The following is a 20,286-nucleotide window of genomic DNA, read 5'->3' on the forward strand; positions in this document are numbered from 1 at the left end:
AAATCACACAAATAAGAATAGTTTTAGCTATACTCTGGGCACGCTTGCTTATAAAGGCGAAAGCATCTCGCGTAATCGTCCAAATGCTGCTCATTACTTCACTTAACTTAAACATTCTCATAATTCTTAAATGCGCTCCAACGCACAACCAACCCACACGCTCTAAGCATCACACACGCTAAAAGCATCGCGTAATTAGCAATAACTTAAAAGCAACTCCACTGACAATTGTTAAACGTCAAAAGATTAAAAACTTAAAATCGAATACTAAAAGACTTACAAAAACCTATAGCAATACATTTAAAAATTAACGAATAACATTGCAAATTTCTAAAAAGTAATATTTATGCAAATACAGTTCCGTAAATTTTAAACTTATTTACACAAATACATGAACTTTGCAAAAAACAACTTGCAACATCTCGAAATGCAACATGCATATAGCATTAAAGCTTCACTAAATAGTGCAACAATGCGCTTTAAATTAGTAGTAGTCGTACGCATATTCCCTCTTTTTTACGCACAAATCTCATATGAAATTTGTTTCATTTTTAAAATTCAAATAGTCACAATTACAAAGTAATAACGTAATAACAAATACATGCCGGCAATAAGCATTTGTTATTACAATATGACTAGTGATTGGAGGTTAAACGCACACTTTTAACCTCCAATACACTAAATAAGACTACTTATAAGCTAGACAAATTTTCATTCAAAATATAAACAAAAGTCAGTGAACACTAACAAACTAATACCCCCCCCCAGATTTATTAGCAATACCAACGATTTAGCAAATCGCACTTTTAAAAGTAACAAAAAAAATTTTCACTTATAATACAAATTACGTTGTGTTGTATTACTTTTATCAAAATATATACCGCTTATTCAAGCACTAATAAAAATAAACACGTGTTCAAACACAATAAAATGAACACTCACGCAATCAAAAAATCCAATAGAAAACATAAAAACAGGAAAAGCGCAAAACACAAAGCGATTAAAATTATCGATGATTTTGTTTTAATATACGATAAAATTTGTGATATAAATCATAATTTATTAGCGTAAAAATGGAATTCGAAAGGCTTGAAAAATGATTGTTGTTTCTACTGACGGCTCAGCTCTTGGAAATCCGAATGGTTCAATGGGATGGGCTTGGGCAGATCATAGCGATGAAATTGGAACTGCTCACGAACACAATCATACAGGAAACGCAGATGCTGGCGGAGCTAGTAATGGAACTAATCAAATTGGTGAATTATGCGCTGTTTTAGAAGCTTTGCGAGCGCATCCTGGAAGCGAAGACTTAACAATTGAAACTGATTCACAATATGCAATCAACTGTTCGACTACTTGGATTCACGGTTGGAAAAAGAATGGTTGGAAAAATTCAAAAAATGAACCGGTTAAAAATTCTGATTTAATTCGTGCGATTGACGCAGAAATATCTGAAAGAAAAGGATCTGTAAAATTCGTTTGGGTTAAAGGACATGCTGGAAACGCTGGAAATGAAAAAGTCGATACTTTAGCTCGAACTTATGCAGAAGATTGTGCAAAAGGAGCAAAAAAAGGGTATCTTCCTTTAGAAGGCTGGAAATCCCTACTTTCTTCTCCTTATGCAAGCGGCACAGATATTCCTGAAGACGCCAAGCTTTTACTTGAAAACAAGATTTCTAATGAGGAGTATCACGCGAATCGCACTGTTGGGAATAATACTAATCCTGATTTTGGAAATAGCGATACTACAAATAGCAATACTACGAATAGCGATTTTCCTTTAGACAACTTAGACAATACAGAAAATATAGACTCGCAAGACTTAGACTCGCAAGACCCAAACTCGCAAGACTCAAACTCACAAGACTCAAACTCACAAGACTCAGATTCACAAAACTCAAACCCACAAGACTCAAACTCGCAAAACACAAACCCACAAGACTCAGTCACAAATAATTACAAATCCATACAAGGCTTAAGCGTATCTGGAATATTAAAATTCACTCCAGCTCCTGCAACAAGTCCAAGTTTTACAGGCGAAGCTCGATTCATTAGCGGAAGAATCAACATAAGCGGATACGTTCAGCCAGATGGAACACTTCAATTAGAGCCAACATCTTTTTATGTACAAACAAACTCAAACAATCGTTAAAAATCAACCTAAAGGATAATATGTATATGTATATATGAGTGCATATAACTATGCACTACACATAGCATATATAGAAGTTTACGGAAGCTTATTGATGAGTTTACGGAAGTATAAAACGCATTTAGTTTCACAAAACTTCTATTAAGCTGTGTAATCACAAAAGAAAGCAGGAACAATGGATAAAGCACAACAAGATGCGCTTAAGAAAGCAGCAGGCATCGAAGCCGCAAAAATCGTAAAAAATGGCATGATGGTAGGTCTTGGAACAGGCTCTACAGTTCGTTTTTTGGTAGATGAACTTGGACGCAGAGTAAAAGAAGAAGGCTTAAGCTTTACAGGAGTTACAACTTCAAGACGCACTCAAGAGCAAGCTGAGAGCTACGGAATCAAAATTCTAGACATCAACGAAGTTGACCATATTGACGTCACAATAGACGGATCTGACGAAGTCGATAAAAACTTTAATGGCATTAAAGGCGGCGGAGCAGCTCTTCTTTGGGAGAAAATTGTTGCAATTAACTCAAACAAGATTGTGTGGATTGTTGACGCAAGCAAAGTAGTAGATACAATTGGCAAATTCCCTCTCCCTGTTGAAGTGATTCCATTCGGATCTGCTCAAGTGATTCGTAAGTTTGAAAAGCGCGGATACAAGCCAGTATTGCGTTTAGATGCAGATGGCAAAGAAGTCCGCACTGATGAAAACAACTTCGTAGTTGATTTACATCTTGAGCGTATTGAACATCCACAAGAATTAGCTAAAGATTTGATTGAAACTGTTGGCGTTGTGGAACACGGATTGTTCTTAAACATGGTAGATACAGTGATTGTAGGAGATCCAAACGGACCACGTACTCTTACAAATCCAAATAAGTAAGTAAAAAATAAAAGTAGAGCCAGCGATTTTGCAGGCTCTATTTTTTTTATATCTAAAAAATATTATTGGATTATTTCGGTTTAAAGCGCGTTATTTCGGATTGATCCAAGCTATTTCAGATTTATTCAGATTTATTCAGGCTAATTAGTGTTATTTCAAGCTAATTCAAACCAACCAAAATCAACTCAAATTAACCCAAACCAACTCAAACAAAAAACTCAAACAAAATTATAAAAAGCGCCGGAAATCTCCGACGCTTTAAAAGTATTACGTGCCCCCAAACGGGCAGACGCGCTCAGCATATATTACTTGCGCTGATGACGAGTCTTACGCAGCAATTTGCGGTGCTTCTTCTTGCTCATCCGCTTGCGGCGCTTCTTAATGACAGAACCCATTTGAAGCCTCCAATCCTAGTAAAGTGTGCAACTTGGCTAATGGTACACCGTTTTAACGACTTTCACGCCAAAACACTATTTTAGTGCAATATTTTCCAAATATAGCATGTATTAAAAGCAATATGTCGCAAATTGCAAAACGCAACATAAAGCATTATGAGAATATCTTGTATTACACGCTATTTTCTTTAAAAACAAGAAATCACATAGGGAAACTACGATAGAATCTTTCTACTGCTTGTTTAGCACCAGAAACTTGGAATACAGCTGTATCGTTTTGCCAAATAACAGTAGCATGATTTTTATCTTCTTCAGACGATCGCACTATATAACTGCCAACTGTCTTTGAAGAAACTTGAATCTTTCCTGTAGCTAAATCATCACCTTTCAAGCCAGAAACCAAAGCCTCATATTGCTTAGTAGATGAATCTTTAGTTGGCCATTGAGCAACAATAACGGAAACATCATCTCCATTTTCTCCAGTCGAATACTTTAATGTGTATTCTTCTAAAGGAGATGCATTATTCCATATAGCACTTGCAGAAGCATCTACTCGAGCAAAATCAAGAACACTGTCTGGCATTGCTTTCAAAAGAGCACTAGCGTTAGTTGGCAACTTTTTAGCTTGAATAGATGGCGTCTTAGGCGCTGTAGCAACATGCTTAGAATGAGTGTTATCAGAATGATTCAAAGCCCACCCAGGCCACACAAATGCAGATAACAATGCAAGCACAACTACTAAACCTGCAGAAGCTAAAACAATAAATAGCCCACGATGAGAATGAGAACTAGAATTTGAATTGCTGCTATATGACATGCTTGTATTATCTCACAGTGCGATGACGGCAAATAAATACAATTCATTACATATAAAAACGCAAAACATTACAAATGTATTTACAAATGTCTTGAAAGACATATAGCGTCTAAGCATGGCTGGAAAATCTACAATTCATTATCTTTGCTCTCAATGCGGTTGGAGCGGACTAAAATGGTATGGACGCTGCCCAGAATGCGGAGAATGGGGAACTGTAAACGAATTTCATGAAGCGCGAATTATAGGCGTTTCTAAAGCGTCACAATCACGTAGATCTACTACTCGCACGCAAACGTTCAACATGCAAAACTTAAATACTAAAAGAACGCAAAACAACCAAAGTCAACAGAACAATCTGAATCAAAACAACAATCAAAACAACAATCAAAACAAAGCAGAGAATAACTATTCTTTTAACAAGTTTGAAGCACAAAACTACTCTGATAACAACTTCATAGCACAGCCAATCACACAAATTCAAGCGAACGATAACATGAGATTATCAAGCGGATTTGAAGAATTCGATCGCGTTTTAGGAGGCGGATTAGTTCCAGGATCAGTTACACTAATAGCTGGCGAACCTGGAATTGGAAAATCGACTTTATTACTTGAAACAGCTGGAAAAGTAGCTAAAAAATCAGAAGTTTCAAAATCTAAGCCAGTTTTATATATTTCAGGAGAAGAATCTGCTGAGCAAGTTAAACTAAGAGCTTCTAGAATCAACGCTATAAACGATTACCTTCTTTTAGCATCTACTACAAGCCTAGACGTAGTTCTATCTCTTATAGAAAAATATCAACCAGAATTAGCAATAGTTGATTCCGCTCAAACGATTGTTTCACAAGATGTTGAAGGTATTACAGGTGGATCAACTCAAGTTCGAGAAGTTGCGAGCGCACTTATTGACGTAGCTAAATCTTATTCAATTCCTGTACTTCTAGTTGGACATGTCACTAAAGATGGCTCAATAGCAGGTCCTAGAACATTAGAACACTTAGTAGATACAGTATGCCAGTTCGAAGGTGATTCTCAGACAGCTTTGCGCATGCTCAGAGCTGTTAAAAATCGTTTTGGACCAACTGATGAAGTTGGATGCTTTGATATGAGCGGAGAAGGCATTGAAGAAGTTGTGGACCCTTCAGGGCTATTTTTATCTTCTCAAGAAAATAACACAGAAGGAACTTGTGTAACAATGACTTTAGAAGGGCATAGAAGTTTGCCTATTGAAATACAAGCTCTTGTTACTAACTCCGCACTTCCAACACCTAGACGAGCTGTTTCAGGAGCAGATGCGAATCGAATTGCAATGCTTACAGCAGTTCTATATAGACATGGTCATATAAATCTTTTATCTCAAGACTTATATGTTTCAACAATCGCTGGAGCAAAAGCAAAAGAACCTGCATGCGATCTTGCAATAATCGCAGCATTAGCGAGCGCAGCTAAAACTAAGCCTGTTATAGATAAGACTTGCGCAATTGGAGAAGTAAGCTTAAACGGACAAATACGATCAGCATCGCGCATTGAACCTAGACTTCGAGAAGCTAAAAGAATTGGATATAAACGCGCAATCGTATGCAAGATGAGAAAAAAGCCTAATATACAAGGATTAGAAATAATCGAAGTACATTGTATAAAAGATGCTTTAGAAGCATTGGGATTAAGCTAGTGAAACTATTTTTCGACTATAAAAGAGAATGTTAAGTCTTGCATAATCAAATATTTTTATGCAAAACACTCTTTCAGCTAAACAAGAGAATCTTGAGTTTCACAATCTTCTTTGCTTATAAGCTCTTCTACTTTCGCAACATCGTTCTTAAGCGTATCTTTTAATTCATCCAATGAGCTGAAAGTCATTTGAGGACGCAAGAAATGAGCAAACTCCAAACAAACTCGATGCCCATACAAATCTTTCCACTCATCAGTTAAAGCATAAGCTTCTACTGTATGTTTTTGCTCACCATCAGAGGCAAAAGTTGGCTTTGAACCAATAGAAATCGCTGCTTTAAAACGCCATGGAGAACGCGCTCCTAAATGCAATTCATCGCGGCGCAACAAGCTTGCAGTTGGAATAACATCTGAAGAATTATTTTCTTCACTATCAGAAGCACCAACGCCTTTAACAGCATCAGAATCTAAATCAATAAGCCAACCTGCATAAACTCCGTCTGAAGGAACATATCCATCAATAGTTTCACCTAAATTAGCAGTTGGGAATCCAAGCTCACGTCCGCGCTCATCGCCATGAACTACTGTTCCTTCAACGCGATGCGGCTGATACAAAATTTCAAAAGCTTCTTTAACACGCCCAGTTGCAAGCATCCAACGTACATTCGTAGAACTCCAAGCGCGAACCTTTTTATTTTGCATTCCCTTACTCCAAGCACGATATTCAGCTTTATTCATACCGTCTGAAGGATTTGATGGATCGCCTATTTCTTGTGGAGATTCACGAACAATAGGATCTGGAACTCGAACATCTCCTGGACCATAATCATCAACAACAACTAACTCAAAAACGCCTGTAGCGCGAGCAAGTTCTCCAATAGTGTGAATATTGCCAGAACGATGAGCACCAAGCTCAGCATCCTTGCCTAAAACTAATGCGCGCATACCCAACTTGCCAACAAGCTGTCCCAAGAAGAAACGATACGATTTTGCAGCAAAAGCTAAACTGTAACGCACTACAAGAACATGATCCACGCCCAAATCTGCCATAACTCGCAAACGCTGACGCACACTGCTTAAAGCTTGATCGTCAACAGGAACAGGACTTTCAGAATCACCAAAATCGTCATATTTATCTGGATTATTATGCACAGTACTAGGACGTGGATTAAACATAATCACAACAGAAAAAGCGCCATTGCGATGCGCAATATCTACTGTTTTGCCAATAATCTCACGATGCCCACGATGCATGCCGTCAAAAGCTCCAATCGTAACAACCGACTTACGCTCAGCACTTAGCGTTGGCCAATTGATCATACCGTTAGCATCTGGTCGAATATCGATGACCTTCATCATACCCCTACTATCACGTTCACTGTTTATCACGACTAGCCACAAAATCATCGTATAAAGTCATGATCTTATCCACTATTTGTCTAGTTTACCAGTCTTCTGTGTTGCCGGAAATACCACAACAGGTTTGATTTGCTTATATTTACTATTTTTTGCAATTTGAAGCACTGCTACAACGTCACAATCACCAGTTTTTTCGTGCTTTACATATGCGATTGCAGGATACGTTTGACTATTTTCAATCGTAATCCAGCGCCCAAAACGCAAATCTTTAGCTTGACTACTATCAACTTCAATCAAAGGAAGAGTATATTTTGCACTCTCTATCATACTTATGCAATATTTATTTATATCTTTACTTTCATCAAAATTAGATTCAGGAACAGCTTTAAAGCGATGTTGTAAAACGCCATCTCGATCTTTAAATTCATGAGTTTTAGCACAAAGCTTCAACACGCGAGCATCTTTCACAGAAAAATCGCCAATACTAGTGCGTCTTAATTTTATTAAATGTCCTCCAACGCCAAGCAATTGCCCTAAATCACGAGCTAAAGCGCGAATATACGTACCACTTGAACATGAAACATTAGCATGCAAATCAAGTACTTTTGCACCACTTAAGCCTGTAGAAAATTGCGGATCAAATAATGAAAAATCGCTAATAACTACTTCCCTAGGCTCTAAATGTACTTCTTTACCTTCACGAGCCAAATCATATGCGCGCTTACCGTTGATTTTAATTGCAGAAAATGCTGTTGGAACTTGCATAATAGTTCCAAGAAAATTCTTCGAAACTACAGATTGTAATTCTTTAAGAATTACAGAAGAATCTTCTATTTTGCAAATTTTTTCAATGCCATCACAAGAAATTATCTGCCCATCAGCATCGTCAGTAGTAGTTGATTCGCCAAGACGAATAACAGCTTCATATGATTTATTATGACCGAGCAAATAATTCAACAAGCGCGTAGCATTACCAAATCCAATAATCAACAAACCTGTTGCTTGAGGATCAAGAGTTCCAGCGTGTCCAACACGTTTTGTGTGTAAAAGGTGTCGGACACACGCAACTACATCATGACTAGTTACATTCTTAGGCTTATCAATAAGAATAAGACCTGAATCTGCTGCTTGATCACTCATTAGAGAAATCTAGTCCAATTCGCTACTATCTAACTGTGAATCTTCAGCAGAATCTTCATAGTCTTCAGCAGAATCTTCTGAATCCTTAGAATCTTCTAAGCTTTTAACAGACTCATCAGAATCATCAAACTCATCCTCATCCTCAAAATCCTCTACTTCGCGAGGCTTTTTATATGGATCAGCTTCCCACGCATATTTAGCGTTTTCACGAGCTTTAGCTAATTCTTTATCTCTCGCGCGCGCAGTAACCAAAATATCTTCAATTTCATGCGCTTCGCTTGGCACTTCATCGTAGATAAATTGCAATTGCGGAGTCAAACGCAATCCAGCTTTAGCTCCAACCAAAGAACGCAAACGTCCGTGAGCCTGCTGTAAAGCCTGGGAAGCACGCTGACGCTCACCCTGCTCTTTACCAGAATGAGAAAGCTGAGTCCAATAAACCTTCGCGATTTGCAAATCATTTGTAACGCGTACTTCTGTAATAGTTACATTAGAAAGACGCTTATCATGCAAATGCGACTCCATATTAGAAGCAATTACACGCTGTATAAGCGCAGCAATTTTAGCTGCACGAGGATTAGTTCCTGCCATAATTACTTACGCTCAATCTGTTTCATCTCAAATGTTTCGATTATATCGCCAAGCTCAATGTCATTGAAAGTACCAAGGTTAATACCTGCTTCGTAACCTTCTTTGACTGATTGAACATCGTCTTTGAATCTACGCAAGCTGGAAATCTCCAAGTCGTTGACTGTTGCAACGCCATTGCGCAAAATACGGCACTTCGTACCACGCTTGACTTCGCCGTCTTGGACCATAACACCTGCGATATTTCCGAACTTGGAAGAGCGGAAGATTTCGCGAATCTCTGAATGTGAAGTAACAACCTCTTCAAATTCTGGCTTAAGCATACCCTTCAAAGCAGCTTCAATATCTTCAATAGCTTTGTAAATAACAGAGTAGTACTTAACTTCCACGCCTTCGCGCTCAGCCAAGTCTGCAACTTGACGATTTGGACGCACATTAAAGCCAATAATCACAGCTTTATCAACTGTTGCCAAGTTCACATCGTTCTGAGTAATTGCGCCAACACCTCTGTGAATGACTTGAATTCCAACTTCCTCAGAGACTTCAATCTTCATCAAGGAATCTTCCAAAGCTTCAACAGAACCAGAAGAATCACCCTTAATAACGATATTCAGCATATCAACTTCAGACTTAGCGAACTGTTCTTTAAGGCTTTCAAGAGAAACAACCTTACGGCGCTTAGCAAGCTGAGCAGCACGCTCAGTAGCTTGACGCTTCTCAGCAATTTGACGAGCAGAACGATCATCTGAAGTGACTAAGAACAAATCACCTGCTGTTGGAACAGAAGTCAAGCCGAGAACCTGAACTGGAGTTGATGGAGTTGCATCTTGTAAGTGATTGCCGTTTTCGTCAAGCATAGCGCGAACGCGACCATAAGAAGTACCAGCAACAATAGAATCACCAACATGAAGTGTGCCTTGCTGAACAAGAACTGTAGCAACAGCGCCACGACCTTTATCTAGTCGAGCTTCAATAGTTGCACCTCTAGCGTCCATATTTGGATTTGCTTTAGGATCAAGCTCAGCATCTGCAGTAAGCAAAACTGCTTCAAGAAGTTTATCAACATTAGTGCCTTGCTTTGCAGAAATGTCAACAAACATAGTGTCGCCACCATAATCTTCAGCAACTAAACCATATTCAGTGAGCTGACCACGCACCTTTTCAGGGTTAGCTCCTTCAACATCAATCTTGTTTACAGCAACAACAATTGGAACATGAGCAGCTTGAGCATGGTTAATAGCTTCAACTGTCTGAGGCATAACGCCATCATCTGCTGCAACAACCAAAATTGCAACGTCTGTAAGTTCAGCACCACGAGCGCGCATAGCAGTGAACGCTTCATGGCCTGGAGTATCAAGGAATGTAATCTTACGGGGTTTTCCTTCAAGATTCACAGTAACTTGATAAGCACCAATACGCTGAGTAATACCACCAGCTTCGCGAGCAATAACATTCGACTTACGAATAGTGTCAAGCAAACGAGTCTTACCATGATCAACATGGCCCATAACTGTAACTACAGGAGGGCGAGAGTAAAGATCATCATCTTCTTGCAATTCTTCTTCATCTAAATCAATGTCGAATTGTTGCAAAAGCTCTTTATCTTCTTCTTCAGCGGAAACAATGCTAATATTCCAGCCAATTTCTTCGCCCAAAATTTGGAATGTAGACTCATCCAAAGATTGTGTAGCAGTAGCCATCTCACCTAAGTGGAAAAGCACTGTTACTAAAGCAGCTGGATTCACGTTGATTTTCTCAGCTAAATCAGAAAGTGTTGAACCTTGACGTAAACGAATAGTAGCGCCATTACCAGAAGGAATACGAACACCACCAATCACTGGTGCTTTAAGCTCTTCATATTCACGGCGTTTCGCTAAACGATTCTTACGAGCTTTAGAAGATTTTCCGCCTTGACGACCGAATGCTCCTGCTGCTCCAGCTCTGCCACGACCACCACGCGATGGTCCACCATTTGGAGCACCTGCAGCTGCTGCTTGGAATCCTGCTGCTGCTTGTGCATTTGCAAAGCGAGATTCATTACTAGAAGTCTGACGAGAATTTGCGCCACCTGAAGAATGAGAACGGCGTGAACCACTCCACTGACCTTGACGTGATGCAGCACCTTGAGCACCTTGACCTTGATTTTGACGTGCTCCTGAACGACCGCGACCGCGACCATTGCCAGCTCCCTGACCGCCCTGACCAGGTTTGCCACCGCGACCATTTTCTGATGATGGACGCGACATTGGATGAGGACGAGGAATATCTCCTGGAGTAGGAGCATGCATTCCTTGCTTTCTGCTGAATGGATTGTTACCAGGACGAGGAGTACCAGAATTTGCTCCGTGAACTTGATGAGGACGCGGACGTGGAGGCATTTGGGAAGAATCTGAAGAATGGTTCTGGCTTTGGTTCTGACTTTGACCAGATTTTCCATTACGGAATCCAGAACGTGCTGACTCATGACGTTCACTACGTCGATCGTTATTATTTGCACTTCCAGCTGAATTAGAATTATTACCAGAAGTATTTACACTTTGATGAGAACGATTTCGAGCGCCAGGTTTAGGAGCTGAAGACTTTTCAGACTTTTCAGACTTTTCACTTCCGCTATTAGCGTGAGAATCATGATTTTCAACGTGTGAATTAGCACTAAGCTCACTTTTAGCTTGCGACTTTGAAGATTCTTTAGATGATTGCTTAGATTGTGACTTTGAGGAAGACTTATCGCTCTTAGAATCGCTCTTAGAATCGCCAGCTTTAGCAGCTTTAGAATCTTTAACAGCTTTAGCAACGTCAGCGTCCGAATTATCACTTGTAACTTGCTTTTTCTGCTCACTTTGCTTAGATGAAGAATGTGACGCAACATTTGTAGATGAGCCTTTTGCAGAAACAGAATCATTTGCAAAATCAGCTGCTTTATTATTCGAAGGTTTTAGTGTAGCACTTGCATTATTGTTATCGGATGCAAACGCCGTCTTCAAACGGCGTGCTACAGGGGCCTCAACAGTTGAAGAAGCAGATTTTACAAATTCTCCCATGCTCTTCAAACGCTCTAACACAGTTTTACTGTCTACACCAAATTCTTTGGCTAGTTCGTACACGCGCTTTTTTACCACTCAGTGTTCTCCTCAGTCTGTGGCAGCGCGAATATTTACGCAGCCACGTTATATTATTGCGAGCTTTTTATATATTATCGTGCGATATTTTACCTTGCGATATATCATCGTGCGACCATGATTTTGTACCTCGTTTACAGCTGGACTACAGAGTCATCCACATGCTTAACAACTCACAAAGCAACTTGTTAAGCAATTTGCCCAGATTCCAGCTAATAGCATACCGGAAACGTTGGATTCCGAAGTTGCTAAAAATTTACTTATTTGCTAAAGAATCAGCTTGAGCTAATTTAGCAGCCTCAACTTTCTTAGCATGTTCTTCAGCTGATTCAACTCCAATCTTCCAACCAGTCAACTTTGCAGCTAAACGAGCGTTCTGACCTTCTTTGCCAATCGCCAAAGAAAGTTGCGCATCGTGTATATAAGCAATAGCAGTCTGATTCTTTTCGCTTATAACAGTTACTTGAGTTGCAATAGCTGGAGAAAGAGCAGCCGAAACAAATTTTGCAGGATCTTCAGACCAATCAACAATATCTATCTTCTCTTGACCAAGATTTTCCATAACAGCACGAACTCGAGCACCGCCAGGTCCGATTAAAGCACCTTTAGGATTTACTCCATCAGTATTCGCGCGAACAGCAATCTTAGTTCTAGCACCAGCTTCACGAGCAATAGACATGATTGAAACAGCTCCAGAAACTAGCTCTGGAACTTCACGCTCAAACAAACGTCTAACTAAATCAGGGTGAGATCTAGAAACAACTATTTCTGGGCCACGCAAACCACGAGCAACATTTACAACGTAAACGCGAATGCGTTCTCCGTGACGATAACGCTCACCAGGAACTTGTTCTCGGCGAGGAAGAATAGCCTCAACATCTCCAACAGCAACGTGAATATTTGCAGAATCCTTGGAATCTTGCTGAATTATACCGTTAATCAATTTGCCTTTTTGACCGGAAAAAGCTCCAAAAACTCTATCATCTTCTGCTTTACGGAAAAGCTGACTAATAACTTGTCGAGCAGTAGCAGCAGCAAGACGACCAAAATCATGAGGAGTGTCGTCATACTCTTCTCCAAGAGTTGGCGAAGGATGAGGATTATCTTCCGTAGGAACACCTGGAATCTCATCTCGTGCCCATACAACAAAAGTGCCAGCGCGCTCGTCTAACTCAACGCGAGCATGCTTAGCAGGATGCGAAGTTTTCATATATGCAAGACGCAAAGCCTCGGCGAGTGCCTCGTCCAGCTCTTCGGCATTTATCCCCTGCTGTGCCGCAAGCTGATGCATTCCCGCCAAATCCAATTCCATCGTGCACGTCCTCTCGTATATTTCATTTATAATTTCAGTTTTTGTTATCTTATTTAATTATTTAAGTTATCTAAATCAATCAGATAATTATCTAAACCAATTAGATAACTTTACGCAATTTTATTAAGAAAATCACGCTAATTAGACCATTATTTAACAAATATTCTTAAGACTCTCAATTTATTGAAAATCTCAAGGCTGCTAATTGGTCACACTGTTTGCCTATTCTATTAGATTATGCAGACACTTCAGGATTTCTTGAAAATCACAAAAAACATATGCAAAACGTTGATTTACATAGCATTATGCATATGTTTAACTGTTAACTTATCTGCATGCAAATCTGTTCGTATTGACAATCAAGCACTTGAAACTTCACAAAAAGAATTGGAGTTGTGCAATAAAATTTATTCGATTGCAAAAAGAAAACAAAAGATTGTAGATAGCGAAAACAGCGGAACGGATAACAGCAAAAGCGTCATCTCAAGCAAAGACGCAAGCAACAACAAGAGCAAAAACACAAGTAAAGACAGAAGCAAAAATAGCAGCTTTGGTAATAAATCTAAAAGTAAAATAAGCGAATCAATTAAAGATTCTTTTCTTAAGGAAACTGCAAAAGCATGGCAAGAAGTCGCAATCCAATGCGATACAAAATTTGCAGAAGCAACAATAAAAAATGCACAAATAATGCTTAAACTTTCGCAAAAATCAAACAATTCATTCAACAATTCATCAAACAAAATAAATGATTATGCTAAAAACGAAGAAATATCTGCTATTAAAAGCATTCGAGAATTTACTCACAACAATGAAAGTTTGAGATTGTCGCACGATCCTTTAGCTCAAGCAGCTGCAGGCGAAGACAGGCTTGCGTTTATTTTACAAACTTTAGCAGCTAAGAATTTAGATAAAAAATTGATTAAACTAAGCGATAGTATCGCCAGCATATCAAATATTTTTATGCACATTGCAGGAAATGGCGAAGATGTGCGAAAAAAGACTTATAACATGCCAGTTGATGCACTATCTTCTGAAAAAACACGCGATTATACTAGCACAAAAACTTTAGACATTGCTGCGATTTCTTATATGGAATGCGCTCGAGAAGAACTTCTAGCTTTTAATACAAGTATGTATATAACTGCTTATAACAGTAAAAACGAAGTCGAAGAAAGCGATAACAGCAAAGAAGAAAGCAATAGCAAAAGCGAAAACAAAAGCGAAAACAAAAGATTAAACGAGAAAGACATAGTCCATAAGTTCAAGCGCATACTCATGAAATTAGTTACTTCAAGGCTTCTTCGCGCATACTCACTCGGATACCCTACAGACGAATCTTCAAGCCTAACTTATAAGTCTTCTAAATAAAAAATCCTCGCTTACAATCCGAAGATTATAAGCGAGGATTTTAACTTGCGCTTTTTACTTCACAATCTCACTTATTGCTGTGACGTGAGATTCCGCGGCGCTTTGAAACGAAGATTGCGCCTGCAGCTAGTGAAATCACAGAAGCAAACATAGCAATCACAGATACGTTGCTGCCAGTCTTACTGAGTTTCTTAGACTTTAGCAACTTCTTTAGCACATCAGCGCGAACTTTAGCAGCATTGGCTTTTGCATCTTCCAAAGCTTTACGAGCAGCTTTAAGCTTTAACGTTGCAGCATCAACTTGAGCTTGAGTGGCTTGAGGATCTTCATAAACTTTCTTAGCTTCTTCTAATGCTGCATCCAAATTAGCTTGAGCTTGAGCAACTTTAGAATCTGCTTCCTTAACTTCTTTAGAATCCTCAACAGCTTTCTTAATAGCATTAGAATTACCTTCGCCAGACGCATTGTTAGAAGACGTGCCGGAAGTACCAGCATTGCCATCTTTACTATCTGACTCAGTGCTATCAATTTGCAAGTTCAACTCACTCTTGTCTACTGTTGTTGGCTCAGAATCTGAAACGCCAGTGCTTCCACTATCTCCAGAACCTGAATTAGATGGAGCAACGCCTTTCAGAGCTTTGCGAGCAGCTTGAAGATTTGCAAGAGCTTCATTAACAGCTTTTTGCTTTTCAGCTTGAGTCTTTGGCTTCTTCTCGCCGCCTTGAGATGGATCTTGGCTCTGGTCATCGCTAGTCAACTGTTTTATGAGATCCTTAGCAGCTTTCAGAGCGTTATTATAAGCGTTCTGATTTTCTTGAGAATCATACTTATACGCATCGGAAGAAGTAGTTGCAGATTCTTGACCAATCTCATTTTGCAAATCAGTTGTGTCAACGCCGTCAAGAGCTAAGCGAGCTTTAACAAGCTTTTCAAGAGCAGCGTCAATCTCCTTCTGCTCATTAGATTCTTTATCTGCAGTAGAAATATCAGCAGTAGCAGCACCATTCAAAACTGTTTGAGCTTCACCCAAAGCCTTGTCAAACTCAGCCTTCTTTTCTTTAGAAGAAGTGTTGTAAACAGGATTGCCCGGGGTCTTAGGTTCAGTTTCACTTGGCTTGTAGGCATTATCGGAGTCAATCTCAGCTTGAAGAGCATCAGTCTTAAGACCTGCGCTCTTGGCATTAGGATCAATAACGCGCATTGCTTTAAGAAGATCGTCATACAAAGTATTGACTTCATCAGCACCCTTATCAGCACCTTTAGCCTTATCGAGTACAGAACCTGCAGCAGTAGAAGCATCGTCAAATGCTTTCTTCAGAGTATCATTAGCACCCTTATACTTTTCACCTTTGGCAAACTCCTCTGCAATTATCTTCAAACTTTCAAGACGAGCCATAGCATTATCTGTGTTTGCAGCTTTAGCGAGCACATCGTCAATGTCGTCATAAGTTGAGCCGTCATCGTTCTTGTGATCAGAAGCATCAGTATCTTTGAGAATTGCCTTAAAAGCATCCTTCTGAGCATTGTTTAAATGCTTGAAGTCATCAATAGCTTTAAGAGCATCATCAATCTTCTTAGCTTTCAAATAACGGTTAGCAATACCCGTTGGGTCACCAAGCTTATCAGCCTTGTTGATTTTGCCAATAGCTTCTTGCTTCTTATCTTCAGGCAAGTCACTTTCATTGATGCGATCAATCTGTTCCTTCTTCTCTTTTTCAAGAGCAGCAGCATTATCGTTGGTGTTACCAGAAGCATCGTGCTTTGGCTTAGCAGCTTCGATTGCTTGATTTGCAGCGTTGATGGTTTCATCTTTCACGCTTCCAAGAGCAGTCTTGATTTCAGAAGGCTTTGTAGCACTTTTAACAGAAGATTCAGCATTATCAATTGCTTGAATAGCAGCTTCATATGCAGTTTTAGCAGTATTTTGCTGATCAGGAGTCAATGCGTCATAAGCATTTTTAAGCGCATCTTTCTTCTCTTCAAGTTTCTTTGTTGCAACATCTTTTGCTTTCTGCGTGTTTTCCACATTAGCTTTCTTTGCTGCTTCGAGAGCATCACGAATATCAGCTGCAGATGCAGGATTTGCTTGCAACTTCTCAGCCAAAGTCTTAAGCGCAGAATCTTCTTGAGGAGTAGAGCCAAGCACGCTGTTAAGAGCAGCATCCTCATTGTGATTTGGATCGCTTTTATCAGCTTCTGCACCCTTACCGTGGTCAAGGAAGTAAAGCTGTTTAGCTTCCTCTTTAGCTTCTTTCTTAACGCCCTCAAGTTCATTGCGCTTCTTAGCACTATCAAGAACGCTATTTACGCCGTCCGTGCCATCGATGCTATTTGCATTATCGACCTTAGTCTTGAGATCCTTCTTTTCTTGTTCAGTCAAATTAGGAAGGTTCTCGATTGCTTGCTTAGCAGCTTCTTTAGCAGCTTTAAGCTCCTGATCCTTCTTTTCTTTACCACCATTCTTGTTATCGGTAATGGTTTGCTGAACGTTAGGATCAGTTGTGTTGTTCTTATTATCATTGCCTTTATCATTTGCAGCTTTAAGAATATCCTGAATAGCAGTCTGATTCTTAGCATCATCAATCTGCTTCTTGTAATCTTTCTTCTGTTCAGGAGTCAGATACGGATTCTTATCGATAATCTTCTTCGCATCCTCCTTCATCTGCGCCAAAGCGTCTGGAGTTGGAGCAGGTTCAGGAGCAACAGGCTTCTTCTTGTAGAGATCAGTTGCAGACACTGTAAACAGAACAGTATCGCCATTCTTGAAGTCAACGCTCTTTCCGTCACCGTTAATAGAAACAGTAGTAATGCCATATGTTACCGTATCAGAATTAAGCTCCAAGCAGGAAGTACCAGCTTTTGGAGTCCAACCCTTACCTGTTAGCGTTGCGCTGTTTGCATCAAAGGTAAGACTATCAATCTTCTCGGTTGCGCTACTATCCTCGTAATTGGCTTTCAGGAATTGCTTAACTGCAGCTTGGAAATCATTATCAGTCGGTTGCGCAGTTGGATTACTAACCTCGTACGGATTTGTATTGTACTTATACTCCGCCTTCTTGGCATCAGTAAGCTTGCGAATAAGCTCACGAAGAGCCTTTTCGTCATTCATGCCGTTGATAGTGTTGTCACTAGCATCAATACCAGCGCGCTTCAAATCGTTGTCTGTTACACCACTGTTTTTCTTTGCATCGCGAATCTTTTTAGCAAGATCCTTCAAATCCGAAACAGTGTGATCAATGCCACTAGCATTCTTCTTAACGTACAACTCGCTCGCTGGAACAGTGAATAGAGTCTTCGGACTACTATCTCCCTTTTCGTAACCTTGTACTTCTAAGACTCCCTTATCACCAATATGAATAGTAGCTACACCATTATCGTCATTCTCACCTTTAACGAAACGTTGTAATCCTTGAGTACCTTCTACAGGTTTTATACCTTCAGGCAATACATATGTTTCAGTAACTGTAAGATCATTCGTTAAATCTTTGCCGTAGTTAGACTTAACAAACTGCTTCAAAGCCTTTACCCAATCTAGAGCGTTAGCGGTATCACCTTCATATTCTACAGGCTGAACTTTGTACTTATATTGAGTCTTTCCTTGTGGATTATGTTCAGTTTCCTTAGGAGTTTGCATACCAGGTTTCTGCTTAAAGAACATACCCATTGGATACTTGGCATTTTCGTATCCAGTTGCCTTAAATGTGATGTAGCCTATACCGTTTTCAACACTATATTCAACGCTATCAATGGCTACTTTTGTATTTGGATTCTTAGAATCCTTACCACCCTTTGCTTTCAATACGCCTTTAATAGAATCAAGTTGCGTAGAATTATTAGTATCTGTTAAATCCGAGTCCTTCATATTGAATGGATTAAAATTAACAGAAGTAGGTTTAACCGGCAAATCAACCGTGAACGTCTTCTTTTCTTCAGCTGGCTTTGGAGCAGGTGGCTGAGGAGTTGGAGCAGCAGGCTTCTTAGTTAAGAATTGCCATGAAGGAATTGCGCTAGTAGAGCCATCAGCCCAAGTAATGATAGCGTTCTTAAAACCATCATCAAATGTTACAGGAGTTGCACCATTCTTCTTTGCATTATTGTAAACATCCAAGTCAGCGTTTGCTGTGTCGAAAGCGTCAGTAACCTGTTTCTTTTCTTGTTCACTTAAGCTTGAAAGATTTTCAACCTCAATTGGAGAAGGCACAACGTAAGGAGCCCAATCGGCGATAGTTGCACCCTGATACACCAAAGAGGAATAAGGAACTGTGATCGTAGAGCCATCAGTATAAGTAATAGTAAGTTCATGCTTGGTGTTGTCAAACTTATAGGCTTCAGAATCCGTCTTAGAAACTTTGTTCAAAAACTCTTTGTCTTTATTAGCGTCCTTAAAGCCTTTAATAATCGCCTGCTTATCCGCATCACTTAAACTCTCAGGCTTCACAACGCCAATCGGAGCCGGGTATACAGGTGGGAACTTAACGTTATCTTTTTTATCTTCTACTACAAGCAACTTTCCAGGCATTGTAATCGTTGTCTTGTCATGGAAAGTAAGAGTTGCAGTACCGTCTTTAGCTACATCAATCTTGTCAAGAAGATCTGTGAAATGCTTTGTGTTTTCATTAGCTTTCTTAATAGCTTCCTCAACTGAAGTCTTTTCATTACCATTAAGTTCATTAGCATTAACAACAGTCGTCAAAGATGGATATTTAACGTTCTTCAAGCTATCTGCAATCTTTGGAGCGCGGTGAATCTGACCAGTAGCAATATGCCAATTACCAGCAAAACGGTAAACGCCAGCAGCAAAACGAAGCGGATGCTCATCACGGTTCTTCCATGCTTCATCCTTCAACTCTGCAACGTAAGTCATCTCATAGAAGCGCTTACCTGCAGACTCCCAATCAATAAACATTCCTTGCATGCCCTTAGATGCAGCATAAAATTCTTCCCAATTTCCTGCAGTATTACCATCGTAACCTTTGTTTTGACCGCCATCTATTCCAAGTAGAGTTTTCAAGCCGTTCATAGACTTAAGCTTGCTTGGATCTTCAACGTAGAATCTGGAAATACTCTTCCAGTCCTTTGCGTCTTTGTAGTGCTTAGTTACGTTATCACTATCTTTTTTAATACCCGGAGCAGAAGGCTGCGAAGTAGAAGGCGTTCCTGCATCTGTATACTTCTCAAAACGGCTGTAGATAATATTGTGTACGTCAGTTAAACCAGCTGGAACACCATACCACCACATTGGACGGAATGCCCATCTATCAAATTCTTGTTTATCGTTAAGATTTGCAACATACTTTACGCGTACAAACTTTCCAAGAGGATCTTGGTTCCTATCATTCTCAGCATCTTCTTTGCTGCTGTAGTAATGAACTTCAATTTTAATGCGGTTTTTACTATAATCTGCGTCTGACTTATAACCGTAGTAAATGTTTCCGTCAGGTGCTACATAACCATCAGCATATGCAAGCGAAGGAGAAATGAATACCCCCCCCCC

At 39.7% G+C, this 20,286-nt stretch carries 11 protein-coding genes and 2 pseudogenes; 4 read left to right on the top strand and 9 right to left on the bottom strand.

Annotation, left to right across the window (positions count from 1 at the left end):
* Positions 1-1,096: 1,096 nt before the first annotated feature.
* Together HMPREF3230_RS05940 and rpiA are read left to right on the top strand one after the other, a co-directional pair.
* Positions 1,097-2,152, top strand: a complete 1,056-nt coding sequence (locus HMPREF3230_RS05940) for a ribonuclease H family protein (protein ID WP_075524008.1) — start codon at positions 1,097-1,099, stop codon at positions 2,150-2,152.
* A gap of 175 nt (positions 2,153-2,327) precedes the next feature.
* Positions 2,328-3,026 carry a ribose-5-phosphate isomerase RpiA gene (gene rpiA, locus HMPREF3230_RS05945; protein ID WP_075524009.1) on the top strand — a complete coding sequence of 233 codons (699 nt, stop codon included), beginning with the start codon at positions 2,328-2,330 and terminating at the stop codon, positions 3,024-3,026.
* Positions 3,027-3,331: 305 nt separating this feature from the next.
* Here the strand turns inward: rpiA and HMPREF3230_RS06335 are convergent, their stop codons facing one another.
* Together HMPREF3230_RS06335 and HMPREF3230_RS05950 are read right to left on the bottom strand one after the other, a co-directional pair.
* On the bottom strand, positions 3,332-3,421 hold the full coding sequence (locus tag HMPREF3230_RS06335; protein WP_004268639.1) for a 30S ribosomal protein bS22: 90 nt from the start codon (positions 3,419-3,421) through the stop codon (positions 3,332-3,334).
* 202 nt (positions 3,422-3,623) lie between these two features.
* Positions 3,624-4,238 (bottom strand): hypothetical protein, encoded by a 615-nt coding sequence (locus tag HMPREF3230_RS05950; protein WP_075524010.1) that lies wholly within the window; start codon positions 4,236-4,238, stop codon positions 3,624-3,626.
* Positions 4,239-4,353: 115 nt separating this feature from the next.
* Between HMPREF3230_RS05950 and radA the strand changes: the two genes are divergently transcribed.
* On the top strand, positions 4,354-5,907 hold the full coding sequence (radA, locus tag HMPREF3230_RS05955) for a DNA repair protein RadA (RefSeq protein WP_075524011.1): 1,554 nt from the start codon (positions 4,354-4,356) through the stop codon (positions 5,905-5,907).
* A 77-nt stretch (positions 5,908-5,984) separates the two neighbouring features.
* On the opposite strand, the gene ribF is transcribed toward radA, so the two are convergent.
* The 6 genes and pseudogenes from ribF to nusA form a co-directional block, all read right to left on the bottom strand.
* Positions 5,985-7,262: a bifunctional riboflavin kinase/FMN adenylyltransferase gene (gene ribF / locus HMPREF3230_RS05960; protein ID WP_075524012.1), complete on the bottom strand. Its 1,278-nt coding sequence runs from the start codon at positions 7,260-7,262 to the stop codon at positions 5,985-5,987.
* 75 nt (positions 7,263-7,337) lie between these two features.
* Positions 7,338-8,405 carry a tRNA pseudouridine(55) synthase TruB gene (gene truB, locus HMPREF3230_RS05965; protein ID WP_075524013.1) on the bottom strand — a complete coding sequence of 356 codons (1,068 nt, stop codon included), beginning with the start codon at positions 8,403-8,405 and terminating at the stop codon, positions 7,338-7,340.
* A gap of 9 nt (positions 8,406-8,414) precedes the next feature.
* A complete protein-coding gene (gene rbfA, locus HMPREF3230_RS05970) occupies positions 8,415-8,996 on the bottom strand; it encodes a 30S ribosome-binding factor RbfA (protein ID WP_075524014.1) in 582 nt (193 codons plus the stop codon).
* A gap of 2 nt (positions 8,997-8,998) precedes the next feature.
* Positions 8,999-11,320: pseudogene (gene infB, locus HMPREF3230_RS05975) on the bottom strand (translation initiation factor IF-2); the annotation flags it as partial.
* A gap of 630 nt (positions 11,321-11,950) precedes the next feature.
* Positions 11,951-12,112 (bottom strand): annotated as a pseudogene (locus tag HMPREF3230_RS06750) (translation initiation factor IF-2 N-terminal domain-containing protein); the annotation flags it as partial.
* A gap of 256 nt (positions 12,113-12,368) precedes the next feature.
* Positions 12,369-13,424 (bottom strand): transcription termination factor NusA, encoded by a 1,056-nt coding sequence (gene nusA, locus HMPREF3230_RS05980; RefSeq protein ID WP_075524016.1) that lies wholly within the window; start codon positions 13,422-13,424, stop codon positions 12,369-12,371.
* A 393-nt stretch (positions 13,425-13,817) separates the two neighbouring features.
* Here nusA and HMPREF3230_RS05985 point away from each other — a divergent pair, with 393 nt between their 5' ends.
* Positions 13,818-14,792: a hypothetical protein gene (locus HMPREF3230_RS05985; RefSeq protein ID WP_155642932.1), complete on the top strand. Its 975-nt coding sequence runs from the start codon at positions 13,818-13,820 to the stop codon at positions 14,790-14,792.
* 67 nt (positions 14,793-14,859) lie between these two features.
* Here HMPREF3230_RS05985 and HMPREF3230_RS05990 read toward each other — a convergent pair.
* Positions 14,860-20,286, bottom strand: a 5,427-nt coding sequence (locus tag HMPREF3230_RS05990; protein ID WP_082266329.1) for a MiiA motif-containing surface protein, incomplete at its 5' end; no start/stop codon positions are given.

It is taken from the genome of Gardnerella vaginalis, from assembly GCF_001563665.1.
Classification (GTDB): Bacteria; Actinomycetota; Actinomycetes; order Actinomycetales; family Bifidobacteriaceae; genus Bifidobacterium; species Bifidobacterium vaginale_A.